The organism is Agromyces sp. NPDC055658, assembly GCF_053618155.1.
Map to the genome: position 1 here is coordinate 41,117 of NZ_JBSHHD010000001.1, position 22,496 is coordinate 63,612.

Sequence of the window (22,496 nt, forward strand, 5' to 3'; positions counted from 1 at the left end):
CCTACTCGTCCTTGCTGCCGAACCTCGGCGGATTGTCGACGGCCGGCCGCTCGGCGACGACCGGGAACGCCCCCGTGTGCCCCTCGCGCTCGAGCGCCGCCTCGGCGATGCGCTTGCGGAAGGCGAACCAGCCGATGACCAGCAGCGGGATGAGCGCGAGGCTGCAGATCAGCACCCATCGCCCGGTCGGCGAGAACGCCATCGTGACGAGCACGAACGCGAGGAACGCGAGCGTGAGGTACCCGGTCCAGGGGGCGCCCCACAGCCGGAACGACGGCCGCTCGAGACGCCCCTCCTTCGCCCACTTCGCGAGCTTCATCTGGCAGAGGATGATCGTCGCCCAACCGCCGATGATGCCGACCGCCGCGACCTCGAGCACGATCTCGAACGCCTCCGACGGCACGAGCGCGTTGAGCCCGACGCCGAACAGCGTGATGACCGCGGTGAGCAGGATGCCGCCGTAGGGCACGCCGCTCTTGCTCATGCGCTCCGTGAAACGGGGCGCCGAGCCGTTGACCGCCATCGACCGCAGGATGCGCCCGGTCGAGTACAGGCCGGCGTTGAGCGACGACAGCGCCGCGGTGAGCACGACGAAGTTCATCACCGACGCAGAGACCGCGCCCGCCTCCGGCGATCCGATGTGCGAGAAGAACGTCACGAACGGCGACTCGTCGGCCTGGTACACGGTGTACGGCAGCAGCAGCGAGAGCAGCAGGATCGAGCCGAGGTAGAACACCGCGATGCGGAGCACGACCGTGTTGACCGCCTTCGGCATGATCTTGCGCGGCTCGGCGGTCTCACCGGCGGCGGTGCCGACGAGCTCGATCGCCGCGTAGGCGAACACGACGCCCGAGATCGCGAGGATCGGCGGGATGATGCCCGTCGGGAACCACCCGCCGTTGTCGGCGATCACGCTGAACCCGGTCGGGCCGACGTCGGTCTGCCCGATGAAGACGATGAAGATGACGCCGATGACGAGGAACGCGATGAGCGCGGCGACCTTGATGAGCGCGAACCAGAACTCCATCTCGCCGAACATCTTCACCGAGACGAGGTTGAGCGACAGCACCACGATGAGCGCGACGAGGGCGATCACCCACTGCGGGATCGCCTCGAGCGCCGGGAAGTACTGGCCCCAGAACTTCACGTAGAGGGCTGCGGCCGTGACATCCACGATCGAGGTGAACGCCCAGTTCAGGAAGTAGAGCCAGCCCGCGGTGTACGCCATCTTCTCGCCGTAGAACTCGCGCGCGTACGAGACGAACGAGCCCGACGAGGGTCGGTGCAGCACGAGCTCGCCGAGCGCGCGCAGGATCAGGAAGGCGAAGAACCCGCAGATCGCGTAGACGATCAGGAGCGACGGGCCCGAGCTGTTGAGCCGCCCGCCGGCGCCCATGAAGAGGCCCGTGCCGATCGCGCCGCCGATCGCGATCATCTGGATCTGCCGGGGTTTGAGGCTCTTGTGGTAGCCGTGCTCCTCGTTCGAGAAGTCCTGCACGGCGAGCATCTCGTCGCCGATGCGCTCCCGCGTGTTCTCGAGGTCGTCGACCGGATCGTGATCCGGGATGTGATCGTGCTGGGTCGTCATCGCGGTTCCCCCTCCGCCGAGACGGTCGCGATCGATGCCGGGACGGCATCGTCACGGTCGGCTGGGTCACACGATACGCGCGGCCCGGGCGGGTGCGCGAGCGTTTCGGGGGTGCGGCAGGCGCACGAGGGCGGATGCCTCGCCGCCGCGGTCGGGCGTCAGGCGGCGTGGCGCGCGCGCGGGGCGGACGCTGCGGCGAAGGTGAAGCGCGACCGGTGCTGCCCGTGCCGACGCGCCCGCACGCGCTGGGCGCGCGGCGGTACGGTGGCGGCGGCCGCCGCAGCCACCAGTCGGCCGTCGAACTCGTCGGCGATGCGCGACTCGGAGTTCGGGCGCAGGTGGTTGGCGCCCCGCGGGCAGGAGCAGGCCAGGCGGGTCTCCTCGCCGAGCGGTCCGAACACGAACTCGAGGTGGTGGGCCATGGCGCTTCCCCTTCCTGACGGCAGAACTGATGGCTCTACCCGAAGAGATGCACCGCGACGCCGATCATGACGCGGGTTCGCGCCAACGTTCCCGCAGCCATGCCAGTCACGGCGCTGTGTGTTGACGGCGGTCGCACGCAGCGGTAGACAGGCCGCAGGCTCTGCCGGGCGTCCGCTTCGGCGGGGAGGGAGGGGCGGAGATGACCGACGACGACGAGCGCCCGCCGATGCGGGAGATGCGGTCGGCCGAGTGCTGGGAGCGGATCGAGCAGGCGCCGTACGGCCGGGTCGGCACGTACGCCGGCGGCGAGATGGACCTGTTCCCCGTGAACCACGGCGTGGATCGGCACAGCATCGTGTTCCGCACCGCACCCGGCACGAAGCTGCTCGCGATGACCGTGGAGCGGGACGTCCTGTTCGAGGTGGACGGCGTCGACGGCGGCGAGGCGTTCAGCGTGGTCGTGAAGGGGCGCGCTGCACGACTCGAACAGGAACGTGAGATCGACGCCGCCGAGCGCCTCGGCATCACGACGTGGGCGCCAGGCCGGAAGGATCGCTGGGTGCGGATCAGCCCCCGCGACATCCAGGGCCGGGCGTTCGAACTGCCGCCCGGGGCGGCCGCCGATCGCTGAACCGCGCAGGCGGTCGGGGCGAGGGTCAGCCTTCGACGCCCCGGATCTCGAGGCTGATCTGCTCGGCGTCGAGTCCTTCGAGCGCGGCGTTGAGCGCGGCGGCACTGAAGCGACCCTCGTCGCGCGCGTCGAGCAGGGCGTCGCGCTCGGCCTCGATCATGCGCACGCGCAGGCGGCGCACCTGCTCGGGGTCGACCCTGGGGGCCGTCCGGCCGGGCTCGGCGCCGCTCGCGGCCGCGGTCGCGATCATGGCCGTGTCGAGTTCACGCCGGTCGCCGGTCGAGGGCGCGCGAGCCTCGACGGCGTCCGTCGCGTCCGCGCCGTCGGGCTCGTCGGTGCCCGCGTCCATCGACAGCTGCCAGGCCGCGCGCATCTTCTCGGCGACCGCGCGCAGTTCGGGGTCGTCGGAGTCCGCGAGTTCGCTCATCGCCGCTCGGCGCAGCACCCCGCGCAGTTCGCGCCGCTCGGCCGCGTCGGCACTCGTGTCGCGTGGGGGCACGAGCCAGCGCACGAGCCACGGCAGCGTGCCGCCCTGCACGAGCAGCGAACCGACCGCGACGAGGAAGGCGATGAACACGAGCAGCGACCGACTCGGGGTGTCGGACGGCAGCGTCTGCGCGGCGGCCAGCGTGACGACGCCGCGCATGCCCGCCCACACGACGATGGTGCCCTCGCGCCATCCGAGCCGCTCGTCGAGGTAGTAGTCGATGTCGGCGACCCGGCGGCGGAAGATCGCACGGAACCGTTCGGCCTGCGCGGGCGTCGGCTCGGGGTCGCCGCGGCGTGGGCGCTTCGCGCGCCGCGCCTCGTATTCGGCTCGCCGCCGCTCGAGCTCGGGCGTCGTCGACGGGATGCCCCTGGCCCGGTCGTCGAGCACCGACTTGATGGTCGCCGCACGCTTCGCGCGCCTCGCGAGCCCGCCGAACAGCGAGGCGACGTAGGCCGCCCTGATCAGCACCGTCGCCACGAGCGCGATGGCCGCGAGCCCCGCCGCGTGCCAGGCACCGGCATGGGATGCCTCGACGTCGTCGACGATCGCGGTCAGCTCGAGTCCCATGACGAGGAACACCGCTCCCTCGAGCACGAGCTCGACCGTTCGCCAGTTCTGCACGTCGGAGAGGCGGTGCTGCGGGCTCAGGAACTTCGCGGCCCCGCGTCCCGTCACGATGCCGGCGACCACGGCGGCCACGAGTCCCGAGGCACCCAGGCGCTCGGCCGGCAGCGACGCGATGAACGGCATCGTGAAGGAGATCACCGTGTTCACCGTCGGGTTCGAGACGCGGGCGCGGACGCGCAGGTTGAGCCAGCCGACCGCCCCGCCGATGATGACGGCCACGACGACGGCGTAGACGAACGAGCCGGCGACCGACCACAGCGACACCGAGGCGGCGATGCCCGCGATCGACGCGCGCAGCAGCACGAGCGCCGAGGCGTCGTTGAGCAGGCTCTCGCCCTCGAGCAGGGCGACGACGCGCGGCGAGACGCCGAGGCGTTTCACGATCGAGGTCGCGACCGCGTCGGTCGGGCTCACGATCGCGCCGAGCGCGATGCCGCCGGCGATGCCGAGGTCGGGGATGAGCCACGCGAACAGCAGGCCGAGCAGCACCGAGGTGACGACGACGAGCACGACCGACAGCCCGCCGATCGTCGAGAAGTCGCGGCGGAACTCCATCGTCGGCATCGACACGGCGGACGAGTAGAGCAGCGGCGGCAGCACGCCTGCGAGGATCCACTCGGGGTCGATCTCGAAGGCGGGCACGACCGGCAGCAGGCCGATGCCGAGGCCGAGGAGCGTGAGCAGCAGCGGGGCCGCCACCCCGAGCTTCGGCCCGAACGCGGTGGCGGCGGCGATGGCGAGCAGGGCGAGCACTCCGGCCAGCAGCAGGTCCATCCGCCCATTCTGGCCCCGCAGAGGGTCGAGGGGCAGCGAACCGACGTCCGGTCCTCGTCGGCGGCGATATCCGTCGCGCGGGGGATCCGTCGGCGCCGAGGCATCCGGCAGCCTTGAGCCGATGGACCTCGATCTCCTGAGCGCCGCCGCCCTCACCGGCCCCGCGCTGCTCGGCGCACTCGCGCTGCTCGCGCTCGTCGACTCGACGAGCTTCGGCACCCTCCTCATCCCGACCTGGCTGCTCCTCGCCCCCGGCCGGCTCCGACCCGGCCGCATCCTCGCGTACCTCGCGACCGTCGCCGGCTTCTACCTGCTGGTCGGGGTCGTGCTGCTCACGGTCGCCGGGGCGGCGCTGCCGCAGCTCGCGGCGATCACGACGACGCCGGCGTTCCTCTGGGGGCAGCTCGTCGTCGGTGCCGGCCTGCTCGTCGGCTCGTTCTTCATCGGCGGCAAGCGCAAGCGCAGCGGCCCCGGCAGGTTCTCGCGCTGGCGCGAGCGGGCCGTGACGGACGTGTCGGGCGACGAGGGCGGCCTGCTGCCGCTCATGGGGCTCGCGATCGCGGCCGCGGCGGTCGAGGTCGCCTCGATGCTGCCCTACCTGATCGGCATCGGCCTGCTCTCGACCTCCGACTTCGACGCGGGCGCGCGCCTGCTCGTGCTCGCCGGGTACTGCCTCGTCATGGTGCTGCCTGCGCTCGTGCTGCTCGTGCTGCGCATCGTGGCGGCGCGAGCGATCGAGCGTCCGCTCGAACGCTTCGGCGCCTGGATGGAACGCAGTGCCGCCGACCTGACCGGGTGGATCGTCGGCATCATCGGCTTCCTGCTCGCCCGCGAGTCCGTCGTGGCGCTCGGCCTGTTCGGCGGCACGGTCGGGTACTGAGCCCCATCGCGCGCCGGCCGCGCGTCGCCGGCACGCTGTCGGACGGTCGTGGTCGACTCGTGGCATGGGTTTCGACGCGACGTTCCTGGGGGTGGCGGCGCCGATGCCGCGGGTGGCCGGGCCGGGCGCCCCCGAGTGCGTCGAACTCGACTACGTGCACTTCGCGGTCGTGCTCGACCCGGCGCGGCGGCTCGCACGGGTCACGGGCGTCAACGTCGACGGTGCGGCGCTCGTCGACCTCGACCGAGGCGGTGACGAGTGGCGACTCGACGACCGGGTGCCCGCCGACTGGCAGGCGGGCCCCGTGGTCTACGCCGACAACGACTTCGATCGCGGTCATCTCGTGCGGCGTCGCGACCCGGTGTGGGGCGAGCGCGCCGTCGCCGCGAGGGCGAACGCCGACACCTTCCACTACACGAACGCGGCGCCGCAGGCGTCGGGCTTCAACCAGTCGAAGGAGCTCTGGCTCGGCCTCGAAGACCACGTGCTCGCCTACGCAGAGGCGACCGCGCAGCGGCTGAGCGTGTTCACGGCGCCCGTGCTCGCCGCCGGCGACCCCGAGTACCGAGGCATCCGGGTGCCGCTCCGGTTCTGGAAGGTCGTCGCCTGGAACGCCCGTGGCGCGCTCGCCGCGACCGCGTTCATCGTCGACCAGGCGCCGCTCGTCGACACGAGCGAGGCCCGGCCGGTCGTCGGCGGGGCGCCGCCGCTCGGCCCGTTCCGCACATTCCAGGTTCCCGTGGCGGATGTCGCGGAGCTGACCGGCCTCGAGATGCCCGAGCTCATTGCCGCCGACGTGCTTCCGCCGACCGCGATCGCCGCCGGCTGGCGGCGCATCGAGTCGTTCGACGAGGTGCTGCTGCACGCATCGTCGGTCGAGTAGGCGCGAAGCGCCGAACCGAGGCCACGGGCGGGGTCTCGATACGCGTGCTCCTTCGTCGTGTGCTACTCGGCCGGCGGGGGGTGGTGCCACGATGGAGGCATGGAAGCGGCGAGCGGCTCCATCACGACCGACGTGCTCATCGTGGGCGCGGGCCCGAGCGGCCTCATGCTCGCGGTCAGCCTCGCGAAGCTCGGCGTGGACGCGCTCATCGTCGATGGCAAGAGCGGCCCCACCCGCGAGTCGCGTGCGCTCGGCGTGCAGGCCCGTTCGATGGAGCTCTACGACCAGCTCGGCCTCGTCGACCGCGTGCTCGCCGAGCGCGCGCCCGCCGCCGCGATCGCGCCGGGGGCGGGCCGTCGGGCGTTCGGCACGGTCGAGTTCCGCGGACTCGGCGACGGCATCACGCCCTACCCCGACATCACCGTCTTCGAGCAGAGCCGCAACGAGCGGCTGCTCGTCGACGCGCTCGCCGAGGCCGGCCGCGAGGTGCTCTGGGGGCATCGCCTCGAGCGCCTCGAGGTCGAGCAGGGCGCGGGCGCCGAGGCATCCACCGTCGTCGCCGAGCTCACCGCGCCGGGCGGTGACCGCCGCACGGTTCGCGCGCGGTACTGCGTGGGTGCCGACGGCGCGCACTCGAGGGTGCGTGAGTCGCTCGGCATCGCGTTCGAGGGCGTCACGAACGAGTACACGTACTACATCGCCGACGCGCTCGGCGTGTCCGGCCTCGTCGGCGACGCGATCAACCTGCGCTTCACGACCGAGCACTTCATTCTGGCGTTCCCGATGGGCGGCACGCGCATGCGGCTGCTCGGCATCGTGCGCGACGCCGACCTCGACGCCGACGGGAACCTGCACGAGGAGCGCGTGCGCGAGCTCGTCGGCCGCGAGTTCGGCGTGGAGTACTCCGAGAGCGCCTGGTTCACGACCTACCGGGTGCACCACCGGCTCGCCGCACGGTTCCGCGAGGGGCCGTGCTTCGTCGTCGGCGACGCGGCGCACATCCACTCGCCGGTCGGCGCTCAGGGCATGAACACGGGCCTGCAGGAGGCGCACAACCTCGCGTGCGCGCTGGCCGACGTCATCGTCGGCGGCATGCCCGACGCCCGGCTCGACCGGTACGAGGCCGAGCGCCGCCCGGTCGGCGAGACCCTCGTCGCGACGACGGACCGGCTCTTCGGCGAGGTCACGTCCGAGTCGCGGTTCGCGCGCTTCGTGCGCGGGCGCGCGCTGCCCGCGCTCGGTCCGATCGGGGTCCGGTTGCTGCCGTTCGTGGCGGGTCGCCGCGTGTTCGGCTATCTCTCGCAGACGCGCATCAGGTACGAGGTGCCGGATGCCTCGGCCGCGGGCCGATCGCGGCGGGAACGTCGTCGCGGGGCGGTGGTCGGAGTGCGGCTGCCGTGGACGGGCGGCAACTACGAGGTGCTGCGATCGATGCAGTGGCAGCTGCACGGCTACGGCGTGCCCGAGCGGGTGGTGCTGCGCATCGCGCGCGAGCTCGGCGTCGAGCCGCACGTGTTCCCGAGCGACCGCGGGGTGCGGGGGCGTCCACGGCTGCGCCACGACCGGGTGTATCTCGTGCGTCGCGACGGGTTCGTCATGGCCGAGGTGCGTGCACCGGGGCTCGGCACCGACCTCGATGCGGCGCGCGCCGCGATGTTCGCCGACGCCCGCTGAGCGCGCCGAGTGTGCGCAAACGCACACCGCGTGTGCGGGATCGGGGCTTGCCGCTCGCATCGATGCACGGTGAGAATCGCCTGCATCGCGACCCCCGATCGCGGGCCACACTACAAGGAGGTAGTCCCTATGGCTGTCGACGCTTCGACGCCCCGCACGTCCCCGAATCCCCCCGGCTCGTCCGTCCCCACCGGACTGCGAAAGGTCGTCGCCGCCTCGATGGCCGGCACCATCGTCGAGTGGTACGAGTTCTTCCTCTACGCCACCGCCGCGACCCTCGTCTTCAACGTCATCTTCTTCCCGCCGAGTGACAACCCGCTCGACAACATCATCAAGGCGTTCCTCACCTACGCCGTCGGCTTCGTCGCCCGCCCGCTCGGCGGCATCGTGTTCGGCCACTTCGGCGACAAGTACGGGCGCAAGAAGCTGCTGCAGCTCGCGATCATCCTGGTCGGCGTCACGACGTTCCTCATGGGCTGCCTGCCGACGTTCGACCAGGTCGGCTATGCGGCGCCCATCATGCTCATCATCCTGCGCTTCTTCCAGGGCTTCGCGGTCGGCGGCGAGTGGGGCGGCGCCGTGCTGCTCGTCGCAGAGCACTCGCCCGACAAGCAGCGCGGCTTCTGGGCGAGCTGGCCGCAGGCCGCGGTGCCCGCGGGCAACCTGCTCGCCACCGTGGTGCTGCTGATCCTCTCGCGCACGCTCACCGAGGCGCAGTTCCTCAGCTGGGGCTGGCGCGTCGGCTTCTGGCTGTCGGTCGTCATCGTCGCCGTCGGCTACTACATCCGCACGAAGGTCACCGATGCGCCGATCTTCATCGAGGCCCAGAAGGAGGTCGAAGCCGCGAAGAAGACGAACTACGGCGTCATCGAGGTGCTCAAGCGCTACCCGCGCGGCGTCTTCACCGCGATGGGCCTGCGCTTCGGCGAGAACATCATGTACTACCTCGTGGTGACCTTCTCGATCACGTACATGTCGGCGCACCTGCAGATGGACACGTCGACGATCCTCACGCTCATCCTGTTCGCGCACGTCGTGCACTTCTGCATCATCCCGGTGGTCGGCCGCTTCAGCGACAAGCTGGGCCGCAAGCCGGTGTACGCGGCCGGCGCGATCCTCGGTGCGGTGTGGGGCTTCGTCGCCTTCCCGCTCTTCGACACGAAGAACGACTGGCTGATCGTCGGCATCCTGATCGTCGGCCTCATCATCCACGCCCTCATGTACGCGAGCCAGCCGGCGATCATGGCGGAGATGTTCCCGACCCGCATGCGCTACTCGGGCGTCTCGCTCGGCTACCAGGTCACGTCGATCATCGCCGGATCGGTCGCCCCGATCATCGCGACGATGCTGCTGTCGAGCTTCGGCTCGTGGGTGCCGGTCGCGATCTACCTCGCGCTCGCCGCCGGTGTCACGCTCATCGCGGTCGTCGCGATGCGCGAGACGAACGGCATCTCGCTGCGATCGATCGACGACGCCGACCGCGCACGGGTCGCGGAGGAGGCGGCGGTGAGGACCACCGCGTAGGACGGCCGGGCCCCGCCCGACGCAGTCGGCGAGTCCTTGGTGCACGACCGCTGTTCCGATCCGAGCTCTGCCGGTTCCACCTCATCGATGAGGCGGAACCGGCAGAGCCGTCGTTCGCGGGCTGCCGCGCGGGGCACGAATGGAGTCGCCCCCGATGAAGTCCGCCCCGGCTGCGCCGGGTGCGCGCGATCTGCGCCGTGGAGCGGCGGAGCGAGAGCCGCGGCGGGCGCCGCCGCCGGGTCGTGGCCGCTCAGCTCGCGGCGACGGCCCGCCAATCCGGCCGGTGCTCGACGAGCGCGCGGAAGGCCGCCGCCACCGCCGGGTTGCGCAGGCTCTCCTCGCGGGTGACCGCCCAGTACGCGATCGGGTGGTCGTACTCGTCGGCGAGCACGCGCACGAGGCTCGGCTCGCGCGCCGCGAGGAAGTCGGGCATGAGCCCGACGCCCGCACCGGCGACGGTCGCCGCGAGGTGCGCGAACACCCCGGTCGAGCGCATGCTCGGCAGCGTCGGCGGCAGTTCGTCGACGGCCAGGTCGAGTTCGTCGATCTGCAGCGCCGACTCGATGTAGTAATTGAGGCGGTGCCCCGACATCTCGGCGATCGTGCGCGGCTCACCGTGCTCCGCGAGGTACGCCTCGCTCGCGAAGAGCGCGAGCGAGTACTCGAGCACGGGTGTCGCGAGCGCCTTGCGGACGTCGGGCCGGCCCACGGCGACCTCGATGTCGACGCCCGAGCGGTTCTGCCGCACGCGCTGCGTCGCGCTCAGCAGCTCGAACGACAGCCCGGGGTTCGCGGCCTGCAGCGGCGCGAGCGCGGGCACGGCGTAGAGCGCGGTGAAGGCGTCGGGCGCCGCGATGCGCACGAGCCCCGCGAGCCCCGGCTGGTCGACCTCGACGAGCGAGCGCATCTCGAGCTCGATGCGCTCGGCGACCGCCATCGCGCGCTGGCCCAGCGGCGTCGTCGCCCACCCGCCCGCGGCCCGGATGAGCACGTGCCCGCCCATCGCCGACTCGAGCGCGGCGATGCGCCGCGACACCGTCGAGTGGTTGACCCCCAGCACTTGGGCGGCCGCGGTGTACCGGCCGAGCCGGGCGACGGCCAGAAAGGTCATGAGCCACTCGGGGTTGGGGTCGTGCGTCGTCATCGTCACCCACACATCGTGCATGAATGCACAGCGCGAGTGCAATATTCGCGGTTCTCGCCCGTTGAATGTGCATTCATCGCGACCATATGGTGATTCAGCGCGGCGCCTTGGGGGAGGCGCCGCCGCACACGCCGAAGTCGAGGAGGACACGATGGCGACGATCGCATGGATCGGACTGGGCAACATGGGCGGTCCGATGACCGGCCGGCTCATCGAAGCGGGGCACGAGGTCGTCGGCTTCGACCTCGACGAGCGGGCGAGCCGGGCGGCCGCCGAGCGCGGCGCGCGCGTCGCGAGCTCCGTCGCCGAAGCGGTGGCGGACGCCGACGCCGTCTTCACGATGCTGCCGAAGGGCGACCACGTGCGCGCCGTGTACGAGGGCGACGGCGGGGTCTGGGCCAACGCGCCGCGGACCGCCCTGCTGCTCGACAGCTCGACCGTCGACATCGAGACCTCGCGCTGGTGCCACGACGGCTCCGCCGAGCGCGGGTTCCGATTCGTCGACGCACCGGTCTCGGGCGGCATCTCGGGTGCCGCGGCCGGCACCCTCACGTTCATGCTGGGCGGCGGCGAGGCGGATGTCGCGGACGCCGCCGACTTCGTCCGGCCCATGGCCGCCAACGTCTTCGCCGTCGGCGGCCCGACCCAGGGCATCGCCGCGAAGCTCGCGAACAACATGATGCTCTTCATCTCGCTCGTCGCCGCGGCCGAGGGCTCGCAGCTCGCGTCGAGCCTCGGCATCGACCCCCGTACGTTCTGGGACATCGCCCGGGTCTCGTCGGCCGACTCGTGGGCGCTGCGCACCTGGTACCCGGTGCCGGGGATCGTCGACTCGGCCGCCGCGAACCGCAACTTCGACGCGACCTTCGCGACGACCCTCGCCCTCAAGGACGTCTCGCTCGCGCTCGGCGCCGGGGAGGCCGCGGGCCTGAACCTTCCCGCCGCGCGGCTCGCGCGCGAGCAGTTCGAGGAGCTCATCGCCGACGGCCTCGGCGGCAAGGACTGCAGCCTCATCGCCAAGCTCGTGCGCGCCGACGGCGCCGTCGCGGGCTACACCGCCTGAAAGGAACGCCCATGACCGACACCCTCACCGCCGTGCGGACCATCCCGCACGTCATCGCGGGCGGCCGCATCGACGACGACGCCCGTCGCAGCCCCGTCTTCAACCCGGCGACCGGCGAGCAGACCGCCGAGGTCGTGCTCGCCGACGACGCCCGCGTCGCCGAGGCGGTGGCCACGGCATCCCTCGCCCAGAAGACGTGGCGCGCGACCGGACTCGCCAAGCGCTCGCACGTCATGTTCAAGCTGCGCGAGATCATCGAGGCGCGCAGCGGCGAGCTCGCGCGCATCATCACCGCCGAGCACGGCAAGACCGTCGACGACGCCCTCGGCGAGGTCGCGCGCGGGCTCGAGAACGTCGAGTTCTGCGCCGGCCTCATGCACCACCTCAAGGGCGACTACGCCGAGCAGGTCGCGCGCGGCGTCGACGTGCACCAGGTGCGCCAGCCGCTCGGCGTCGTGGCCTGCATCACGCCGTTCAACTTCCCGGCGATGGTGCCGCTGTGGATGGTCACCACCGCGATCGCGGCGGGCAACGCCGTCATCCTGAAGCCGAGCGAGCGCGACCCCTCGGCGGCGGTCTGGCTCGCCGAGGCGTTCCGCGAGGCGGGGCTGCCCGACGGCGTGCTCAACGTCGTGCACGGCGACAAGGTCGCGGTCGACGCGCTGCTCGACCACCCCGACGTGAAGGCGATCTCGTTCGTCGGCTCGACCCCGATCGCCAAGTACATCTACACGCGCGCCGCCGAGCAGGGCAAGCGGGTGCAGGCCCTCGGCGGAGCGAAGAACCACATGGTCGTCATGCCCGACGCCGACCTCGACGCGGCCGCCGACGCGGCGATCTCGGCCGCGTACGGCTCGGCGGGCGAGCGGTGCATGGCCGTCTCGGTGCTCGTCGTGGTCGGGCAGGTCGCCGACCCGCTGATCGAGAAGATCACCCAGCGGATGTCCCGGCTCGTCGTCGGCGACGGCACCGATCCCGCCTCGGAGATGGGTCCCCTGATCACGCGCGAGGCGCGCGACCGCGTCGCCGGCTTCGTCGAGGGCGCCGCGGCCGAGGGCGCGAACGTCGTGGTCGACGGCCGCGACCACCGCTTCGAGGGCGACGGCTTCTTCATCGGCGCCTCGCTCGTCGACCGGGTCGAGCCCGGCATGCGCGTCTACGACGAGGAGATCTTCGGGCCGGTGCTCTCGGTCGTGCGGGTCGACGACTACGACGCGGCGGTCGCGCTCATCAACGCGAGCCGCTTCGCCAACGGCGTCGCCGTGTTCACCCGCGACGGCAAGACCGCGCGCAGCTTCGAGTTCGACATCGAGGTCGGGATGGTGGGCGTCAACGTGCCCATTCCGGTGCCCGTCGGCGCGTTCTCGTTCGGCGGTTGGAAGGACTCGCTCTTCGGCGACACCCACATGTACGGCCCGGAGAGCTTCAACTTCTACACGCGACGCAAGGTCGTGACGACGCGCTGGCCCGAGCCGAGCGAGTCGCAGATCGACCTCGGCTTCCCGACGCACTGACGGGGCCGCGGCGATGTCGATCCGCATCCGCGGGGCCGTGCTCGAGGAGCTCGGGCGTTCCCGGCCCTTCGCCGAGTCGCGGCCGATCACGATCGGCGAGCTCGAGCTCGAACGCCCCGGTCCCGACGAGCTGCTCGTGCGCATCGAGGCGGCGGGCATCTGCCACTCGGATCTCTCGGTCGTCGACGGCAATCGCCCGCGCCCGGTGCCGATGCTGCTCGGCCACGAGGCCGCCGGCATCGTCGAGGAGCTCGGCGCCGAGGCATCCGCGGCCGGCTTCTCGGTGGGTGACCGGGTGGTGATGGCCTTCCTGCCTCGCTGCGGTGAGTGCGAGGGATGCCTCGCCGGCGGCGCCCTGCCGTGCACTCCGGGCACCGCCGCGAACACGGCGGGCACGCTCTTCGACGGCGACGTGCGCCTCCACCGCGACGGCGAGCCCGTGCGCCACCATCTCGGGGTCTCGGGGTTCGCGACGCACGCGGTCGTCGACCGGCGCTCGGCGGTGGTCGTCGGGCACGATGTGCCGCCCGAGGTCGCGGCCGTGCTCGGGTGCGCCGTGCTCACCGGGGGCGGAGCCGTGCTCAACGCGGGTGCCGCGCGCGAGGGCGACGACATCGTCGTGGTCGGGCTCGGCGGCGTCGGCATGGCCGCGCTCATCACGGCGGCGTCGCTCGGCTACGGCCGGGTCATCGGCGTCGACGGCGTCGACGACAAGCTCGAGCGGGCGCTCGAGCTCGGCGCCGACGCGGCGTACACGCCCGACGAGGCGGTGGCCGCAGGGCTGCGGGCTCCGCTCGTCGTGGAGGCGGCGGGCCATCCGCGCGCATTCGAGACGGCGTTCGCGCTGACCGCACCCGGCGGACGAACGGTCACCGTGGGGCTGCCGCCCGCATCGGCCGTCTCGCAGATCGCGCCGCTGACCGTGACGGCCGAGGCGCGCACGATCATCGGGTCGTACCTGGGGTCGGCGATCCCGTCGCGGGACATCCCGCGCTATGCCGAACTCTGGCGGCAGGGCCGGCTGCCCGTCGAGGCGCTCATCTCGTCGACCGTCGAGCTCGACGACGTGAACGCGGCGATGGACACCCTCGCGGAGGGGCGGGCGATCCGGCAGGTCATCCGGTTCTGAGCGTCTCCCCGGTCGCGGGGGCGCGCGGCGGCGTCTCGAGACCGGCGCGATCGACCGACTCGCGACGCTCCTCCGTCGCTCCGCAACGCGCGCGGCCTCGGCGTATCGTGGGGACGGAGAGCGCTTCACGTCGACGAGGTCGGGAGGGCAGGCCCATGGCGAACATCGCCTGGATCGGACTGGGACACATGGGTGGACCCATGTCGGCGAATCTCGTCGCGGCGGGTCACGCCGTGCGCGGCGTCGACCCGATGTCGGAGGCGCGGGAGGCCGCGGCGTCGCGGGGGGTCGCAGTGGTCGACTCGGTCGCCGAGGCGGTCGCGGGCGCCGACGCGGTCTTCACGAGCCTGCCGCGCAGTGAACACGTGCGCGAGGTCTACGCGGGCGACGGCGGGGTGTGGGCGACGGCACCCGCCGGGGTGCTGCTGCTCGACACGTCGACGGTCGACGTCGAGACGTCGCGCTGGTGCCACGAGGAGTCGGCACGGCGCGGGTTCCGTTTCGTCGATTCGCCGGTCTCGGGCGGAATCGCGGGGGCCGCCGCGGGCAGCCTCACGTTCATGCTCGGCGGTGACGCGGATGCCACCGCCGACGCCCGCGAGCTCGTCGAGCCGATGGCGGGCCATGTCTTCGAACTCGGCGGGCCGACGCTCGGCATCGCTGCGAAGCTCGCCAACAACCTGATGCTGTTCGTGTCGTTGCTCGGCGTCGCCGAGGGGGCGGCGCTCGCCGACTCGCTCGGGCTCGACCCGAAGAGGTTCTTCGAGGTCGCGTCGGTCTCGTCGGGGGAGTCGTGGCCGCTACGGCTCTGGTACCCGGCACCCGGCGTGGTCGAGACGAGTCCGGCGAATCGCAACTACGACGCGACGTTCACGACCGCGCTCGCCGAGAAGGACCTGTCGTTCGCGGTCGACGCCGGCACGACGGCCGGCCTGCCGATGCCTGCCTCGCGGGTTGCGCTCGAGCAGTTCGAGCGCCTCATCGCCGAGGGCTTCGGCGGCAAGGACTGCAGCCTCATCGCGAAGTTCGCGACCGCCGACGGCGGCGTGCCGGGGTTCACCCCGCCGGCTGCCTGACGCCTGCGCCGCGTCAGCCTCGCTGCACCGCCGCGATCACCTCGGTGAGCCGGTCGCGCAGCGCGCCGAGCTCGTCGAGGCTCATGCCGAGCCGGTCGACGACCTGGGGCGGGATCGACAGCGCCCGCTCGCGCAGTGCGCGCCCGCTCTCGGTGAGGGCGACGTCGAGGGCGCGCTCGTCGTGCGGGTTGCGTGCTCGGGTGAGGTAGCCCTGCGCCTCGAGGCGCTTCAGCAGGGGCGACAGTGTCGCCGGCTCGAGCTGGAGCGCCTCGCCGAGGTCGCGCACCGTGCGCGGATTGCGCTGCCAGAGCGCGAGCATCACGAGGTACTGCGGGTGGGTGAGCCCGAGCGGCTCGAGGATCGACCGGTACACGCCGATCACACCGCGCGCGGCGACCGCGAGGGCGAAGCACACCTGGTTCTCGAGGGCGAGCAGGTCGACTGCGCCGTCGCCGTCTGCGGGGGTGGATGTCTCGGCGATCGCCGTTCGTGCGGCTGCGGTCTGCTCGGTCATCAGGCTTCCAGTATGACGTGGGGACAAATAGTTAGTACACTAATGATTGTGACACGAAGAAAGCGACCGGTCGAGCCAGGAGTGCAGCGCGGCTACGCCGGATTCATCGACCGCCTCAACGCGAAGCTGCTGCCGTACATCGGCCCGCCGCCGCTCGGTCCGTACGACGAGGAACCGAAGCCGGCGGCTCCGCCGGCCTGCCCGCTCTGCGGTGCCGCGATGTCGGCGCACGAGATCGACCGCTCGGGCGAGCGCACGCAGCTGCACTGCCCGGTGCCTGCGGCGTAGCCGCGCACCCGCCTCAACCTCGAAGGCCGCGGTCCTCGCGGGAGAGGTTGAGCCAGCGATCCGCGAGGAGGAGCTTCGAGCCTGCGCGATCGGGGTTCAACCACCTGAGATCGTCGACCGTGACGCCGAATCTGGCGGTCACTCCGATCGACGTGTCGCCGGCCGCGATGCGGTAGCGGAGCGGCGTGCCGTCGTCGTCGAGGACCGCCTCTCCGGTCGCGCCCTCTGCAGCCCCGTGGTCGACCACCCGCAGGCCGGGGTTCAAGTCGGGAAGGTTCCAGGTGAGCGGGGCGGTCGCGACGACCTCGTCGAATCCTCGCTCCGCTCCGGCCGCCGGTGCCCAGAGCACCGCCGTGCGCAGGTAGCTCGGGTCGTTCGTCACGAACCCGCCCGTGCCCGGGGTCGGTACGCGGAAGGCCTGGTCGGCCGTCGTCGCGAGCGGGTCGTAGCGGTAGTAGCTGAAGCCCTCCTTCAGCACCTCCCGGGTGGCGGTCGACGGCTCGGAGTTCAACTCCAGCGTCATGCCGGCGGTCGGCGCCGGCGAGATGCCGGTGAGCACGACCTCGAACCCGCTGGGTGTGCCGTTCGCCCGGAGCTCGATCGCGCCGCTCGTACCGCGGTCGTGGAACTCTCCGGTCGCGAGGACGGTGCCCGGCGCCAGGCCAGCGATGCTCGGCGGCGCGGCTTCGGCGTCGGGTTCATGCTCGGCGTCGCCGAACGCCGCGGCCGAATCGGTCGGTGGAGCCGAGGTGACGGGTCGTGCGTCTCCGGCGGCGGGGATGCAGCCGGTCAGCATGAACGCGAGCGCCGCAGCCGTCGCCGCCGAACGCAGCGCTCGGCGCACCGTCACTCGATCCATCGTCGAAGACTAGCGACGTGAGCCCGCCCGTGGGGCCGAATGCGCGGGTTGTGGAGAAGTCGCCGCCGGTCTGCTCAGTCGAGCCGCGGCCGGGCGAGATGCCGACTCACCCAGCGGTCGTACTGCGCCCAGGGGTCGTCGACACCGACGGCGAGCCCGGCGATGTGCTCGAGCAGCGCGTCGTGCACGTCGAACCACTCGGTGCCGGCACCGCGGTACCGCGCGAACTGCTCGTGCCGACGCCGTTCGAGTCGCCGGCCGCCGCGTTCGAACGCGAGCACCTCGTCGTGCGGCAGGCTCGCGACGCGCTGCCGCGGGTTCGCCGAGGTGCCGATCTTCACCCGGTCGCGATAGCGCAGGTAGTAGACGACCTCGACGGGGTCGTCGCCGAGCGCTCGATCGGGCAGCTCGCCGTAGCGCCATTCGCAGTCGGCGCAGATCCAACCGGAGGGGTAGTGCACTCCGACCCGGGCCCCGCACGCCGGGCACGGCCCCGGCAGCAGGTCGAGCTCGCCGACCTCACGCGCGACCCAGTCGTAGGCGACGAGCAGGTGCCCCGCGCAGAGCGCGATCGGCGTGCCGGCAGCGACGGGCCGCGAGCAGTGCACGCCGTCGGCCTCGACGATCGAGCAGCGCGCGGCCGAGGCATCCCTCTCAACCATGCGGCAACGGTACGACCGGCCGCCGACACGACCGCCCGTCACCCGCCCGCGATAGGCTCGTTCTCCGACGTCGAGTGGCGTCGGACATCGGTGTTCGAGGGGCGTGAAGCATGGCGTTCTGGCGCAGGAGGCGAGCGAAGCGGTTCAAGCCGTTCGACCGCAGCGCCCTGCCCGAGGTGGTTCCTCCCACGTTCGACGAGATGCTCGCCGAGGGCCTGCTCGTCGCCGAGGCCGCAGGTCGGATGGCCCTGCGCAACCGCTTCGTGATGCACGCCCTGCGCGGCGACGAGCCCTTCGACAACGACCGCGCTGCGGCCGCCGCCCGCGAGGTGCTCTACGAGCTCGTGCAGGAGGCCGACGAGGTCGCCGAGCGCACCGCCGACGACCGCAGCGTCGCCGCCAAGCGCGAGGGTCGCGCGTCGAACGAGCACGATTACCGCCGCGCCGACGCCGCGAACCTCCGACGCCGCGAACAGGTCTACGCGGCGATCGCGAAAGAGCTGTGGACGCGACGGGGTGATCCCGAGTACCTCGCGTCCTTCGCCGAACGCGCTCGCAACGAGGCCTGGGACGACGTCGCCGGGGCGATCGACGCGCGGCTCGCCCGGGAGTGGGGCAGCGGCTGGCCCGAGATCGAGGTCGACGAGACCTACGAGGCCGAGCGCGACGACCGCCTCCGCGACCTGCTGGGCGATCTCGAGCGCGACCTGCGCGAGGCCGAGTCCGAGCGCGAGCGCCGCGGCGAGGAGGCCGATCCCTTCCGGGGGTACGTCGGCTGATGGGCGAGGCATCCGCATGAGCGCGACACTGAGCGACGATCGCCGGGCGGTGCTCCATCGGCGCATCCGCTGGATCGTCGCGATCACCATCGGGTACAACCTCGTCGAGGCGGCGGTCTCGATCGCGGCCGGTGCCGCGTCATCCTCGGTGGCCCTGCTCGGATTCGGGCTCGACTCGCTCGTCGAGGTGCTCTCGGCGGCGGCGGTCGCCTGGCAGTTCACGCGCCGCGAACCCGAGAAGTACGAGCAGCCCACCCTGCGGGTGATCGCGTTCGCCTTCTTCGCGCTCGCCGCCTACGTCGGGGTGAACGCGGTGCTCAGCCTCGTCGGGGTGCTGCCCGAGGCCGAGCATTCGGCGCTCGGAATCGCGATCACCGCGCTGAGCGTGGTCGTCATGCCGTTCCTGTCGCTCGCCGAGCGCCGCACCGGGCGCGAACTCGGCTCGGCGACCGCCGTCGCCGACAGCAAGCAGACGCTCATCTGCACCTATCTCTCGGCCGCCACGCTGCTCGGCCTGCTGCTCAACTCGCTGTTCGGCTGGGCGTGGGCCGACTCGGTGGCGGCGCTCGTGATCGTCGTCTTCGCGGTGCGCGAGGGCCTCGAGGCATGGCGTGGCGACACGTGCGCGACGCCGGTCGGCATGCTGCTCGAGGGGGCCGACGAACACGACGCGTGAGGCATAGACTCTTGTCTATGAGTCCAGCCCACCAGCTCTCGGCCACGGTCTCCGACCCGACCCGTGCTGGGATGCTGCAGCTCATCCTCGATCAGCCCGATGGGCGCGAGACCGTGACGCGGATGGCCGAACGGCTCGGCCTGAGACAGCCCACGATCACCCATCACGCGAAGGTGCTGACGGAGGCGGGCGTGCTCGAGCGCCGTCCCGAGGGCCGCCGGGTCTGGTACTCGATCGCGCCGGAGCACCTCGATCGCGTGCTCGAGCTGCTCGGGTCGGAATCCGGCGCCGAGCCCGATGATCCCGTCTTCGCGCGGATCGTCGACGACCTGTCCGTCCGGTTCGCCGGAACGTTCAACCGGGACACCGTCGAACGCTTCGTCGACGAGAGCCGCCTGCTGCTCGCCCGGGTGGGTGGCGGTGCGCGGTTGGCATCGCGCACGGCCGAGTTCTCGGAGCAGCGGCTGGCCGCGGTCGCGGCGCGAGACCGGGACCCCGGCGGAGCGCCGGCCGTGCTGTTCGTGTGCGTGCAGAACGCGGGGCGTTCGCAGATGGCGGCGGCACTGCTTCGCCGGCTCGCCGGCGACCGCGTGCAGGTGCGAACGGCAGGTTCCGAGCCTGCGGCGACCGTGGCGCCGACGATCGCCGCAGCGTTGGAGGAGATCGGGGTGCCGCTCGGCGGCGAGTTCCCGAAGCCGCTGACCGACGAGGTGGTGCGTGCGGCCGACGTGGTGATCACCATGGGCTGCGGCGACGCCTGCCCCGTCTACCCCGGCACCCGGTATCTCGACTGGGAGCTCGACGATCCGGTTGGGCGACCACTCGCCGAGGTGCGCGCGATTCGCGACGACATCGATCGGCGCGTGCGCGAGCTCATCGCGTCCCTGGGGCGGTCTGCCGCGTGAACAACGGCTGAATTGGCGGGCACGGCGTCCCGTTATCCATAGATGATGGTCTATGGTTGAAGTGCTCGAGCCCGAGGAGAGGATCTGCGATGTCCGAGAAGCCCACCGTCCTGTTCGTCTGCGTGCACAACGCGGGCCGGTCGCAGATGGCCGCCGGGTATCTGCGCGAACTGGGCGGCGACCGCGTCGAGGTGCTTTCCGCGGGATCGGAGCCGAAGGACCGGATCAATCCGGTCGCGGTCGAGGCGATGGCCGAACAGGGCATCGACATCGCGAGCAACGTGCCGAAGGTGCTGACCACCGAGGCGGTCCGCGATTCGGACGTGATGATCACGATGGGGTGCGGCGACGCCTGCCCGATCTTCCCGGGCAAGCGCTATGAGGACTGGAAGCTCGACGACCCGGCCGGCCAGGGCATCGACGCGGTCCGCCCGATCCGCGACGAGATCCGCGGCCGCGTCGAGGCGCTGCTCGCCGAGCTGCTGCCGCAGCGTGCCGACGCGCGACCGGCGAACTCGGACTGAACCACCCGCACGACGTGCTGCGCGCATCGGAGCGTCAGCCGACCCCGTTCCGGGTCGAGCGGCGCTCGATGAGGACGGTGTCGCGCCAGTGCCCGGCGTGCGGGCCGAGCGTCGAGCGAGCGATGCGCTCACGTCGACCGACGACGCGGAATCCCGCCTGCTCATGTAGCCGGAGGCTCGCGATGTTCTCAGGGAAGATGCTCGACTGAATCGTCCAGAACCCGGACTCGTCGGCCGCGGAGACGAACGCGGCGAGGAGTGCGCGGCCGATGCCTCTGCCGCGCGCATCCTCGTGCACGTAGACCGAGTGCTCGATGACGCCGCGGTAGACCGGGCGGCCCGACACCGGCGACGCGGCCGCCCACCCGAGCACGAGGCCGTCGACTTCGGCGACCAGGCGCGGCGAGGCGATCTTGCCGGCGTCGAACGCCTCCCAGCTCGGCGCCGTCGTTTCGAACGTCGCCTCACCGCCGCGGATGCCCTGGTCGAAGATCTCCCCGACCATGGGCCAGTCCGCGGCGCGCATCGGGCGGATCAGCACGTCGGGCCCGAGCAGCAGCTCGACGAGCCGCCGAGGTCGGTCGAGCACACGCCCGTCGCCGGCAGCACGAGTTCGACGTTGGACGCCGAGGCGAGGTCGCCCGCGAGCCACGCCGTGACCGACCGCACCTGCTCGTAGCCGGTGGCCAGCAGGAAGGTGGGGGCGCGCCCGTACGACTTCATGCCGACGATGAAGAACCCGTGCTCGGGGTGGGTGAGCTCGGCGAAGCCGTGCGGCTCGACCGTGCCGCACGAGTGGACGTTCGGGTCGATGAGCGGCGCGAGGCGCTTGGGGGCCTCGACGATCTCGTCGAGCTCGAGGCGGATCTCGCGCAGCAGGTCGAGGTTCGGCCGGAAGCCGGTCGCGTTCACCACCACGTCGGTCGCGTGCACGGCGAGCTCGCCGCCGTGCTGTCCGACGAGCTCGGCGCCGTCGCCGGCGCGACGGGCGCGGAGGATCTCGAATCCGTCGACGAGCCGGATGTCTCCGCGGCGGACCGCGGCATCGACGCGGCCGCCGAGCTTGGCGCGGTCGGCGAGCTCGTCATCGGCCGACGACGAGACGCGCACGGCCTTGGCGTTGCGGATCAGCCAGCTCACCTCGGTGCCCGGCACCTCGCGTGCGAGCTGAACGAGCGCGAGGAGCGTGTTGGCCGCCGAGTGCCCGGCGCCGACGACGGTGGTGTGCCGCCCCGCGAACGCGTCGCGGTCGCGGCCGAGCACGTCGGGCAGGGCCGGCTGCACGCGATCGGCGATCTCGTCGAAGCCGAGCAGGTCGAGCCCGCTCGAGTTCAACGAGTTCGGCGAACGATACGTGCCCGAGGCGTCGATGACCGCGCGGGCGGTCAGTTCCTCCACCCCGGTGACCGTGCGGAGTCGGACGAGGAACGGCGTGGCCGACCGGTTCGCGGTGCGCGTGCGGTCCATTCCCTCGCGGCTGACCGCGAGTACCTCGGCACCGGTGCGGATGCGCGACGCGATCGGTTCGAGGCGGCTCAGCGGCAGGAGGTACGCGTCGACGAGCTCTCTGCCCGCAGGCGCGCGCTCGAGGGCCGGCAGCGCCCAGCCCTCGGCCTCGAGGAGGCGGCGCGACGCCGGGTCGACCAGGTGCTTCCACGGCGAGAACAGCCGCGTGTGACCCCAGGCGCGCACGCTGTCGGCGATGTCGTCACCCGCCTCGAGCACGACGAAGTCGATACCGCGCTCCACCAGGTTCGCCGCAGCGGCGAGGCCGATCGGGCCGGCACCGATGATCACGACGGGCAGCGTGGACAGCCGGTCGTTCGTCACGGGTCGGGTGGTCAAGTCGAGCAGCGTCACTGCATCCTC

General features: G+C 71.9%; 23 protein-coding genes. 14 read left to right on the plus strand and 9 right to left on the minus strand.

Annotated features, from left to right (window positions below):
• Position 1 precedes the first annotated feature (1 nt).
• Together ACWGPE_RS00210 and ACWGPE_RS00215 are read right to left on the minus strand one after the other, a co-directional pair.
• Positions 2 to 1,507, minus strand: a complete 1,506-nt coding sequence (locus ACWGPE_RS00210; protein WP_231432213.1) for an amino acid permease — start codon at positions 1,505 to 1,507, stop codon at positions 2 to 4.
• A 239-nt stretch (positions 1,508 to 1,746) separates the two neighbouring features.
• A complete protein-coding gene (locus tag ACWGPE_RS00215) occupies positions 1,747 to 2,010 on the minus strand; it encodes a hypothetical protein (RefSeq protein ID WP_231429195.1) in 264 nt (87 codons plus the stop codon).
• 200 nt (positions 2,011 to 2,210) lie between these two features.
• Between ACWGPE_RS00215 and ACWGPE_RS00220 the strand changes: the two genes are divergently transcribed.
• Positions 2,211 to 2,642 carry a pyridoxamine 5'-phosphate oxidase family protein gene (locus ACWGPE_RS00220; RefSeq protein ID WP_231429194.1) on the plus strand — a complete coding sequence of 144 codons (432 nt, stop codon included), beginning with the start codon at positions 2,211 to 2,213 and terminating at the stop codon, positions 2,640 to 2,642.
• 25 nt (positions 2,643 to 2,667) lie between these two features.
• Here the strand turns inward: ACWGPE_RS00220 and ACWGPE_RS00225 are convergent, their stop codons facing one another.
• Positions 2,668 to 4,533 carry a cation:proton antiporter gene (locus ACWGPE_RS00225; protein ID WP_452047866.1) on the minus strand — a complete coding sequence of 622 codons (1,866 nt, stop codon included), beginning with the start codon at positions 4,531 to 4,533 and terminating at the stop codon, positions 2,668 to 2,670.
• 121 nt (positions 4,534 to 4,654) lie between these two features.
• On the opposite strand from ACWGPE_RS00225, the gene ACWGPE_RS00230 reads away from it, so the two are divergent.
• The 4 genes from ACWGPE_RS00230 to ACWGPE_RS00245 all read left to right on the plus strand — a co-directional run bounded on the left by ACWGPE_RS00230 (position 4,655) and on the right by ACWGPE_RS00245 (position 9,494).
• On the plus strand, positions 4,655 to 5,413 hold the full coding sequence (locus tag ACWGPE_RS00230) for a GAP family protein (RefSeq protein WP_231429192.1): 759 nt from the start codon (positions 4,655 to 4,657) through the stop codon (positions 5,411 to 5,413).
• Between the two features lie 64 nt (positions 5,414 to 5,477).
• Positions 5,478 to 6,296 carry a DNA/RNA non-specific endonuclease gene (locus tag ACWGPE_RS00235; RefSeq protein ID WP_231429191.1) on the plus strand — a complete coding sequence of 273 codons (819 nt, stop codon included), beginning with the start codon at positions 5,478 to 5,480 and terminating at the stop codon, positions 6,294 to 6,296.
• 99 nt (positions 6,297 to 6,395) lie between these two features.
• Entirely contained in the window at positions 6,396 to 7,970 is a 1,575-nt protein-coding gene (locus ACWGPE_RS00240) for an FAD-dependent monooxygenase (RefSeq protein WP_231429190.1), read from the plus strand.
• Positions 7,971 to 8,099: 129 nt separating this feature from the next.
• Complete coding sequence (locus ACWGPE_RS00245) at positions 8,100 to 9,494, plus strand: MFS transporter (RefSeq protein WP_231429189.1); 1,395 nt, start codon at positions 8,100 to 8,102, stop codon at positions 9,492 to 9,494.
• Between the two features lie 250 nt (positions 9,495 to 9,744).
• Here ACWGPE_RS00245 and ACWGPE_RS00250 read toward each other — a convergent pair whose 3' ends face one another.
• On the minus strand, positions 9,745 to 10,638 hold the full coding sequence (locus ACWGPE_RS00250) for a LysR family transcriptional regulator (protein WP_275506771.1): 894 nt from the start codon (positions 10,636 to 10,638) through the stop codon (positions 9,745 to 9,747).
• Between the two features lie 151 nt (positions 10,639 to 10,789).
• Between ACWGPE_RS00250 and ACWGPE_RS00255 the strand changes: the two genes are divergently transcribed.
• The 4 genes from ACWGPE_RS00255 to ACWGPE_RS00270 all read left to right on the plus strand — a co-directional run bounded on the left by ACWGPE_RS00255 (position 10,790) and on the right by ACWGPE_RS00270 (position 15,420).
• Complete coding sequence (locus ACWGPE_RS00255; protein WP_231429188.1) at positions 10,790 to 11,701, plus strand: NAD(P)-dependent oxidoreductase; 912 nt, start codon at positions 10,790 to 10,792, stop codon at positions 11,699 to 11,701.
• Between the two features lie 11 nt (positions 11,702 to 11,712).
• Positions 11,713 to 13,215 (plus strand): CoA-acylating methylmalonate-semialdehyde dehydrogenase, encoded by a 1,503-nt coding sequence (locus ACWGPE_RS00260; RefSeq protein WP_452047867.1) that lies wholly within the window; start codon positions 11,713 to 11,715, stop codon positions 13,213 to 13,215.
• 19 nt (positions 13,216 to 13,234) lie between these two features.
• Positions 13,235 to 14,344, plus strand: a complete 1,110-nt coding sequence (locus ACWGPE_RS00265; RefSeq protein ID WP_231432210.1) for an alcohol dehydrogenase catalytic domain-containing protein — start codon at positions 13,235 to 13,237, stop codon at positions 14,342 to 14,344.
• 200 nt (positions 14,345 to 14,544) lie between these two features.
• Entirely contained in the window at positions 14,545 to 15,420 is an 876-nt protein-coding gene (locus ACWGPE_RS00270; RefSeq protein WP_308191607.1) for an NAD(P)-binding domain-containing protein, read from the plus strand.
• A gap of 13 nt (positions 15,421 to 15,433) precedes the next feature.
• On the opposite strand, the gene ACWGPE_RS00275 is transcribed toward ACWGPE_RS00270, so the two are convergent.
• Positions 15,434 to 15,934, minus strand: coding sequence for a MarR family winged helix-turn-helix transcriptional regulator (locus ACWGPE_RS00275; protein ID WP_452047868.1), 501 nt, complete (start codon positions 15,932 to 15,934; stop codon positions 15,434 to 15,436).
• A gap of 48 nt (positions 15,935 to 15,982) precedes the next feature.
• Between ACWGPE_RS00275 and ACWGPE_RS00280 the strand changes: the two genes are divergently transcribed.
• A complete protein-coding gene (locus ACWGPE_RS00280) occupies positions 15,983 to 16,222 on the plus strand; it encodes a hypothetical protein (protein WP_231429184.1) in 240 nt (79 codons plus the stop codon).
• 13 nt (positions 16,223 to 16,235) lie between these two features.
• Here the strand turns inward: ACWGPE_RS00280 and ACWGPE_RS00285 are convergent, their stop codons facing one another.
• The gene (locus tag ACWGPE_RS00285) at positions 16,236 to 17,081 is read right to left on the minus strand and encodes a LysM peptidoglycan-binding domain-containing protein (RefSeq protein WP_231429183.1); all 846 of its coding nucleotides are present in this window, start codon (positions 17,079 to 17,081) and stop codon (positions 16,236 to 16,238) included.
• 74 nt (positions 17,082 to 17,155) lie between these two features.
• Positions 17,156 to 17,743, minus strand: a complete 588-nt coding sequence (locus ACWGPE_RS00290) for a GIY-YIG nuclease family protein (protein WP_376929967.1) — start codon at positions 17,741 to 17,743, stop codon at positions 17,156 to 17,158.
• Between the two features lie 110 nt (positions 17,744 to 17,853).
• Between ACWGPE_RS00290 and ACWGPE_RS00295 the strand changes: the two genes are divergently transcribed.
• The 4 genes from ACWGPE_RS00295 (at position 17,854) to ACWGPE_RS00310 (ending at position 20,627) form a co-directional block, all read left to right on the plus strand.
• Positions 17,854 to 18,522 (plus strand): hypothetical protein, encoded by a 669-nt coding sequence (locus tag ACWGPE_RS00295; RefSeq protein ID WP_231429181.1) that lies wholly within the window; start codon positions 17,854 to 17,856, stop codon positions 18,520 to 18,522.
• Between the two features lie 16 nt (positions 18,523 to 18,538).
• On the plus strand, positions 18,539 to 19,198 hold the full coding sequence (locus ACWGPE_RS00300; protein WP_231429180.1) for a cation transporter: 660 nt from the start codon (positions 18,539 to 18,541) through the stop codon (positions 19,196 to 19,198).
• A gap of 17 nt (positions 19,199 to 19,215) precedes the next feature.
• Positions 19,216 to 20,103, plus strand: coding sequence for a metalloregulator ArsR/SmtB family transcription factor (locus ACWGPE_RS00305; protein ID WP_376929965.1), 888 nt, complete (start codon positions 19,216 to 19,218; stop codon positions 20,101 to 20,103).
• 89 nt (positions 20,104 to 20,192) lie between these two features.
• Positions 20,193 to 20,627, plus strand: coding sequence for an arsenate reductase ArsC (locus tag ACWGPE_RS00310; protein WP_452047869.1), 435 nt, complete (start codon positions 20,193 to 20,195; stop codon positions 20,625 to 20,627).
• Between the two features lie 34 nt (positions 20,628 to 20,661).
• Here the strand turns inward: ACWGPE_RS00310 and ACWGPE_RS00315 are convergent, their stop codons facing one another.
• Entirely contained in the window at positions 20,662 to 21,153 is a 492-nt protein-coding gene (locus tag ACWGPE_RS00315; protein WP_376930422.1) for a GNAT family N-acetyltransferase, read from the minus strand.
• A gap of 8 nt (positions 21,154 to 21,161) precedes the next feature.
• The gene (locus ACWGPE_RS00320; RefSeq protein ID WP_275505938.1) at positions 21,162 to 22,472 is read right to left on the minus strand and encodes an FAD-dependent oxidoreductase; all 1,311 of its coding nucleotides are present in this window, start codon (positions 22,470 to 22,472) and stop codon (positions 21,162 to 21,164) included.
• Between the last annotated feature and the right edge of the window lie 24 nt (positions 22,473 to 22,496).

Coding starts and splice junctions, on each gene's coding strand:
- ACWGPE_RS00235 (WP_231429191.1), top strand. CDS start 5,478: ATGGGTTTCGACGCGACGTTCCTGGGGGTGGCGGCGCCGATGCCGCGG.
- ACWGPE_RS00300 (WP_231429180.1), top strand. CDS start 18,539: ATGAGCGCGACACTGAGCGACGATCGCCGGGCGGTGCTCCATCGGCGC.
- ACWGPE_RS00315 (WP_376930422.1), bottom strand. CDS start 21,153: ATGCGCGCCGCGGACTGGCCCATGGTCGGGGAGATCTTCGACCAGGGC.
- ACWGPE_RS00305 (WP_376929965.1), top strand. CDS start 19,216: ATGAGTCCAGCCCACCAGCTCTCGGCCACGGTCTCCGACCCGACCCGT.
- ACWGPE_RS00295 (WP_231429181.1), top strand. CDS start 17,854: ATGGCGTTCTGGCGCAGGAGGCGAGCGAAGCGGTTCAAGCCGTTCGAC.
- ACWGPE_RS00250 (WP_275506771.1), bottom strand. CDS start 10,638: ATGACGACGCACGACCCCAACCCCGAGTGGCTCATGACCTTTCTGGCC.
- ACWGPE_RS00220 (WP_231429194.1), top strand. CDS start 2,211: ATGACCGACGACGACGAGCGCCCGCCGATGCGGGAGATGCGGTCGGCC.
- ACWGPE_RS00215 (WP_231429195.1), bottom strand. CDS start 2,010: ATGGCCCACCACCTCGAGTTCGTGTTCGGACCGCTCGGCGAGGAGACC.
- ACWGPE_RS00210 (WP_231432213.1), bottom strand. CDS start 1,507: ATGCTCGCCGTGCAGGACTTCTCGAACGAGGAGCACGGCTACCACAAG.
- ACWGPE_RS00290 (WP_376929967.1), bottom strand. CDS start 17,743: ATGGTTGAGAGGGATGCCTCGGCCGCGCGCTGCTCGATCGTCGAGGCC.
- ACWGPE_RS00255 (WP_231429188.1), top strand. CDS start 10,790: ATGGCGACGATCGCATGGATCGGACTGGGCAACATGGGCGGTCCGATG.
- ACWGPE_RS00275 (WP_452047868.1), bottom strand. CDS start 15,934: ATGACCGAGCAGACCGCAGCCGCACGAACGGCGATCGCCGAGACATCC.
- ACWGPE_RS00310 (WP_452047869.1), top strand. CDS start 20,193: ATGTCCGAGAAGCCCACCGTCCTGTTCGTCTGCGTGCACAACGCGGGC.
- ACWGPE_RS00285 (WP_231429183.1), bottom strand. CDS start 17,081: ATGGATCGAGTGACGGTGCGCCGAGCGCTGCGTTCGGCGGCGACGGCT.
- ACWGPE_RS00270 (WP_308191607.1), top strand. CDS start 14,545: ATGTCGGCGAATCTCGTCGCGGCGGGTCACGCCGTGCGCGGCGTCGAC.
- ACWGPE_RS00260 (WP_452047867.1), top strand. CDS start 11,713: ATGACCGACACCCTCACCGCCGTGCGGACCATCCCGCACGTCATCGCG.
- ACWGPE_RS00240 (WP_231429190.1), top strand. CDS start 6,396: ATGGAAGCGGCGAGCGGCTCCATCACGACCGACGTGCTCATCGTGGGC.
- ACWGPE_RS00225 (WP_452047866.1), bottom strand. CDS start 4,533: ATGGACCTGCTGCTGGCCGGAGTGCTCGCCCTGCTCGCCATCGCCGCC.
- ACWGPE_RS00245 (WP_231429189.1), top strand. CDS start 8,100: ATGGCTGTCGACGCTTCGACGCCCCGCACGTCCCCGAATCCCCCCGGC.
- ACWGPE_RS00230 (WP_231429192.1), top strand. CDS start 4,655: ATGGACCTCGATCTCCTGAGCGCCGCCGCCCTCACCGGCCCCGCGCTG.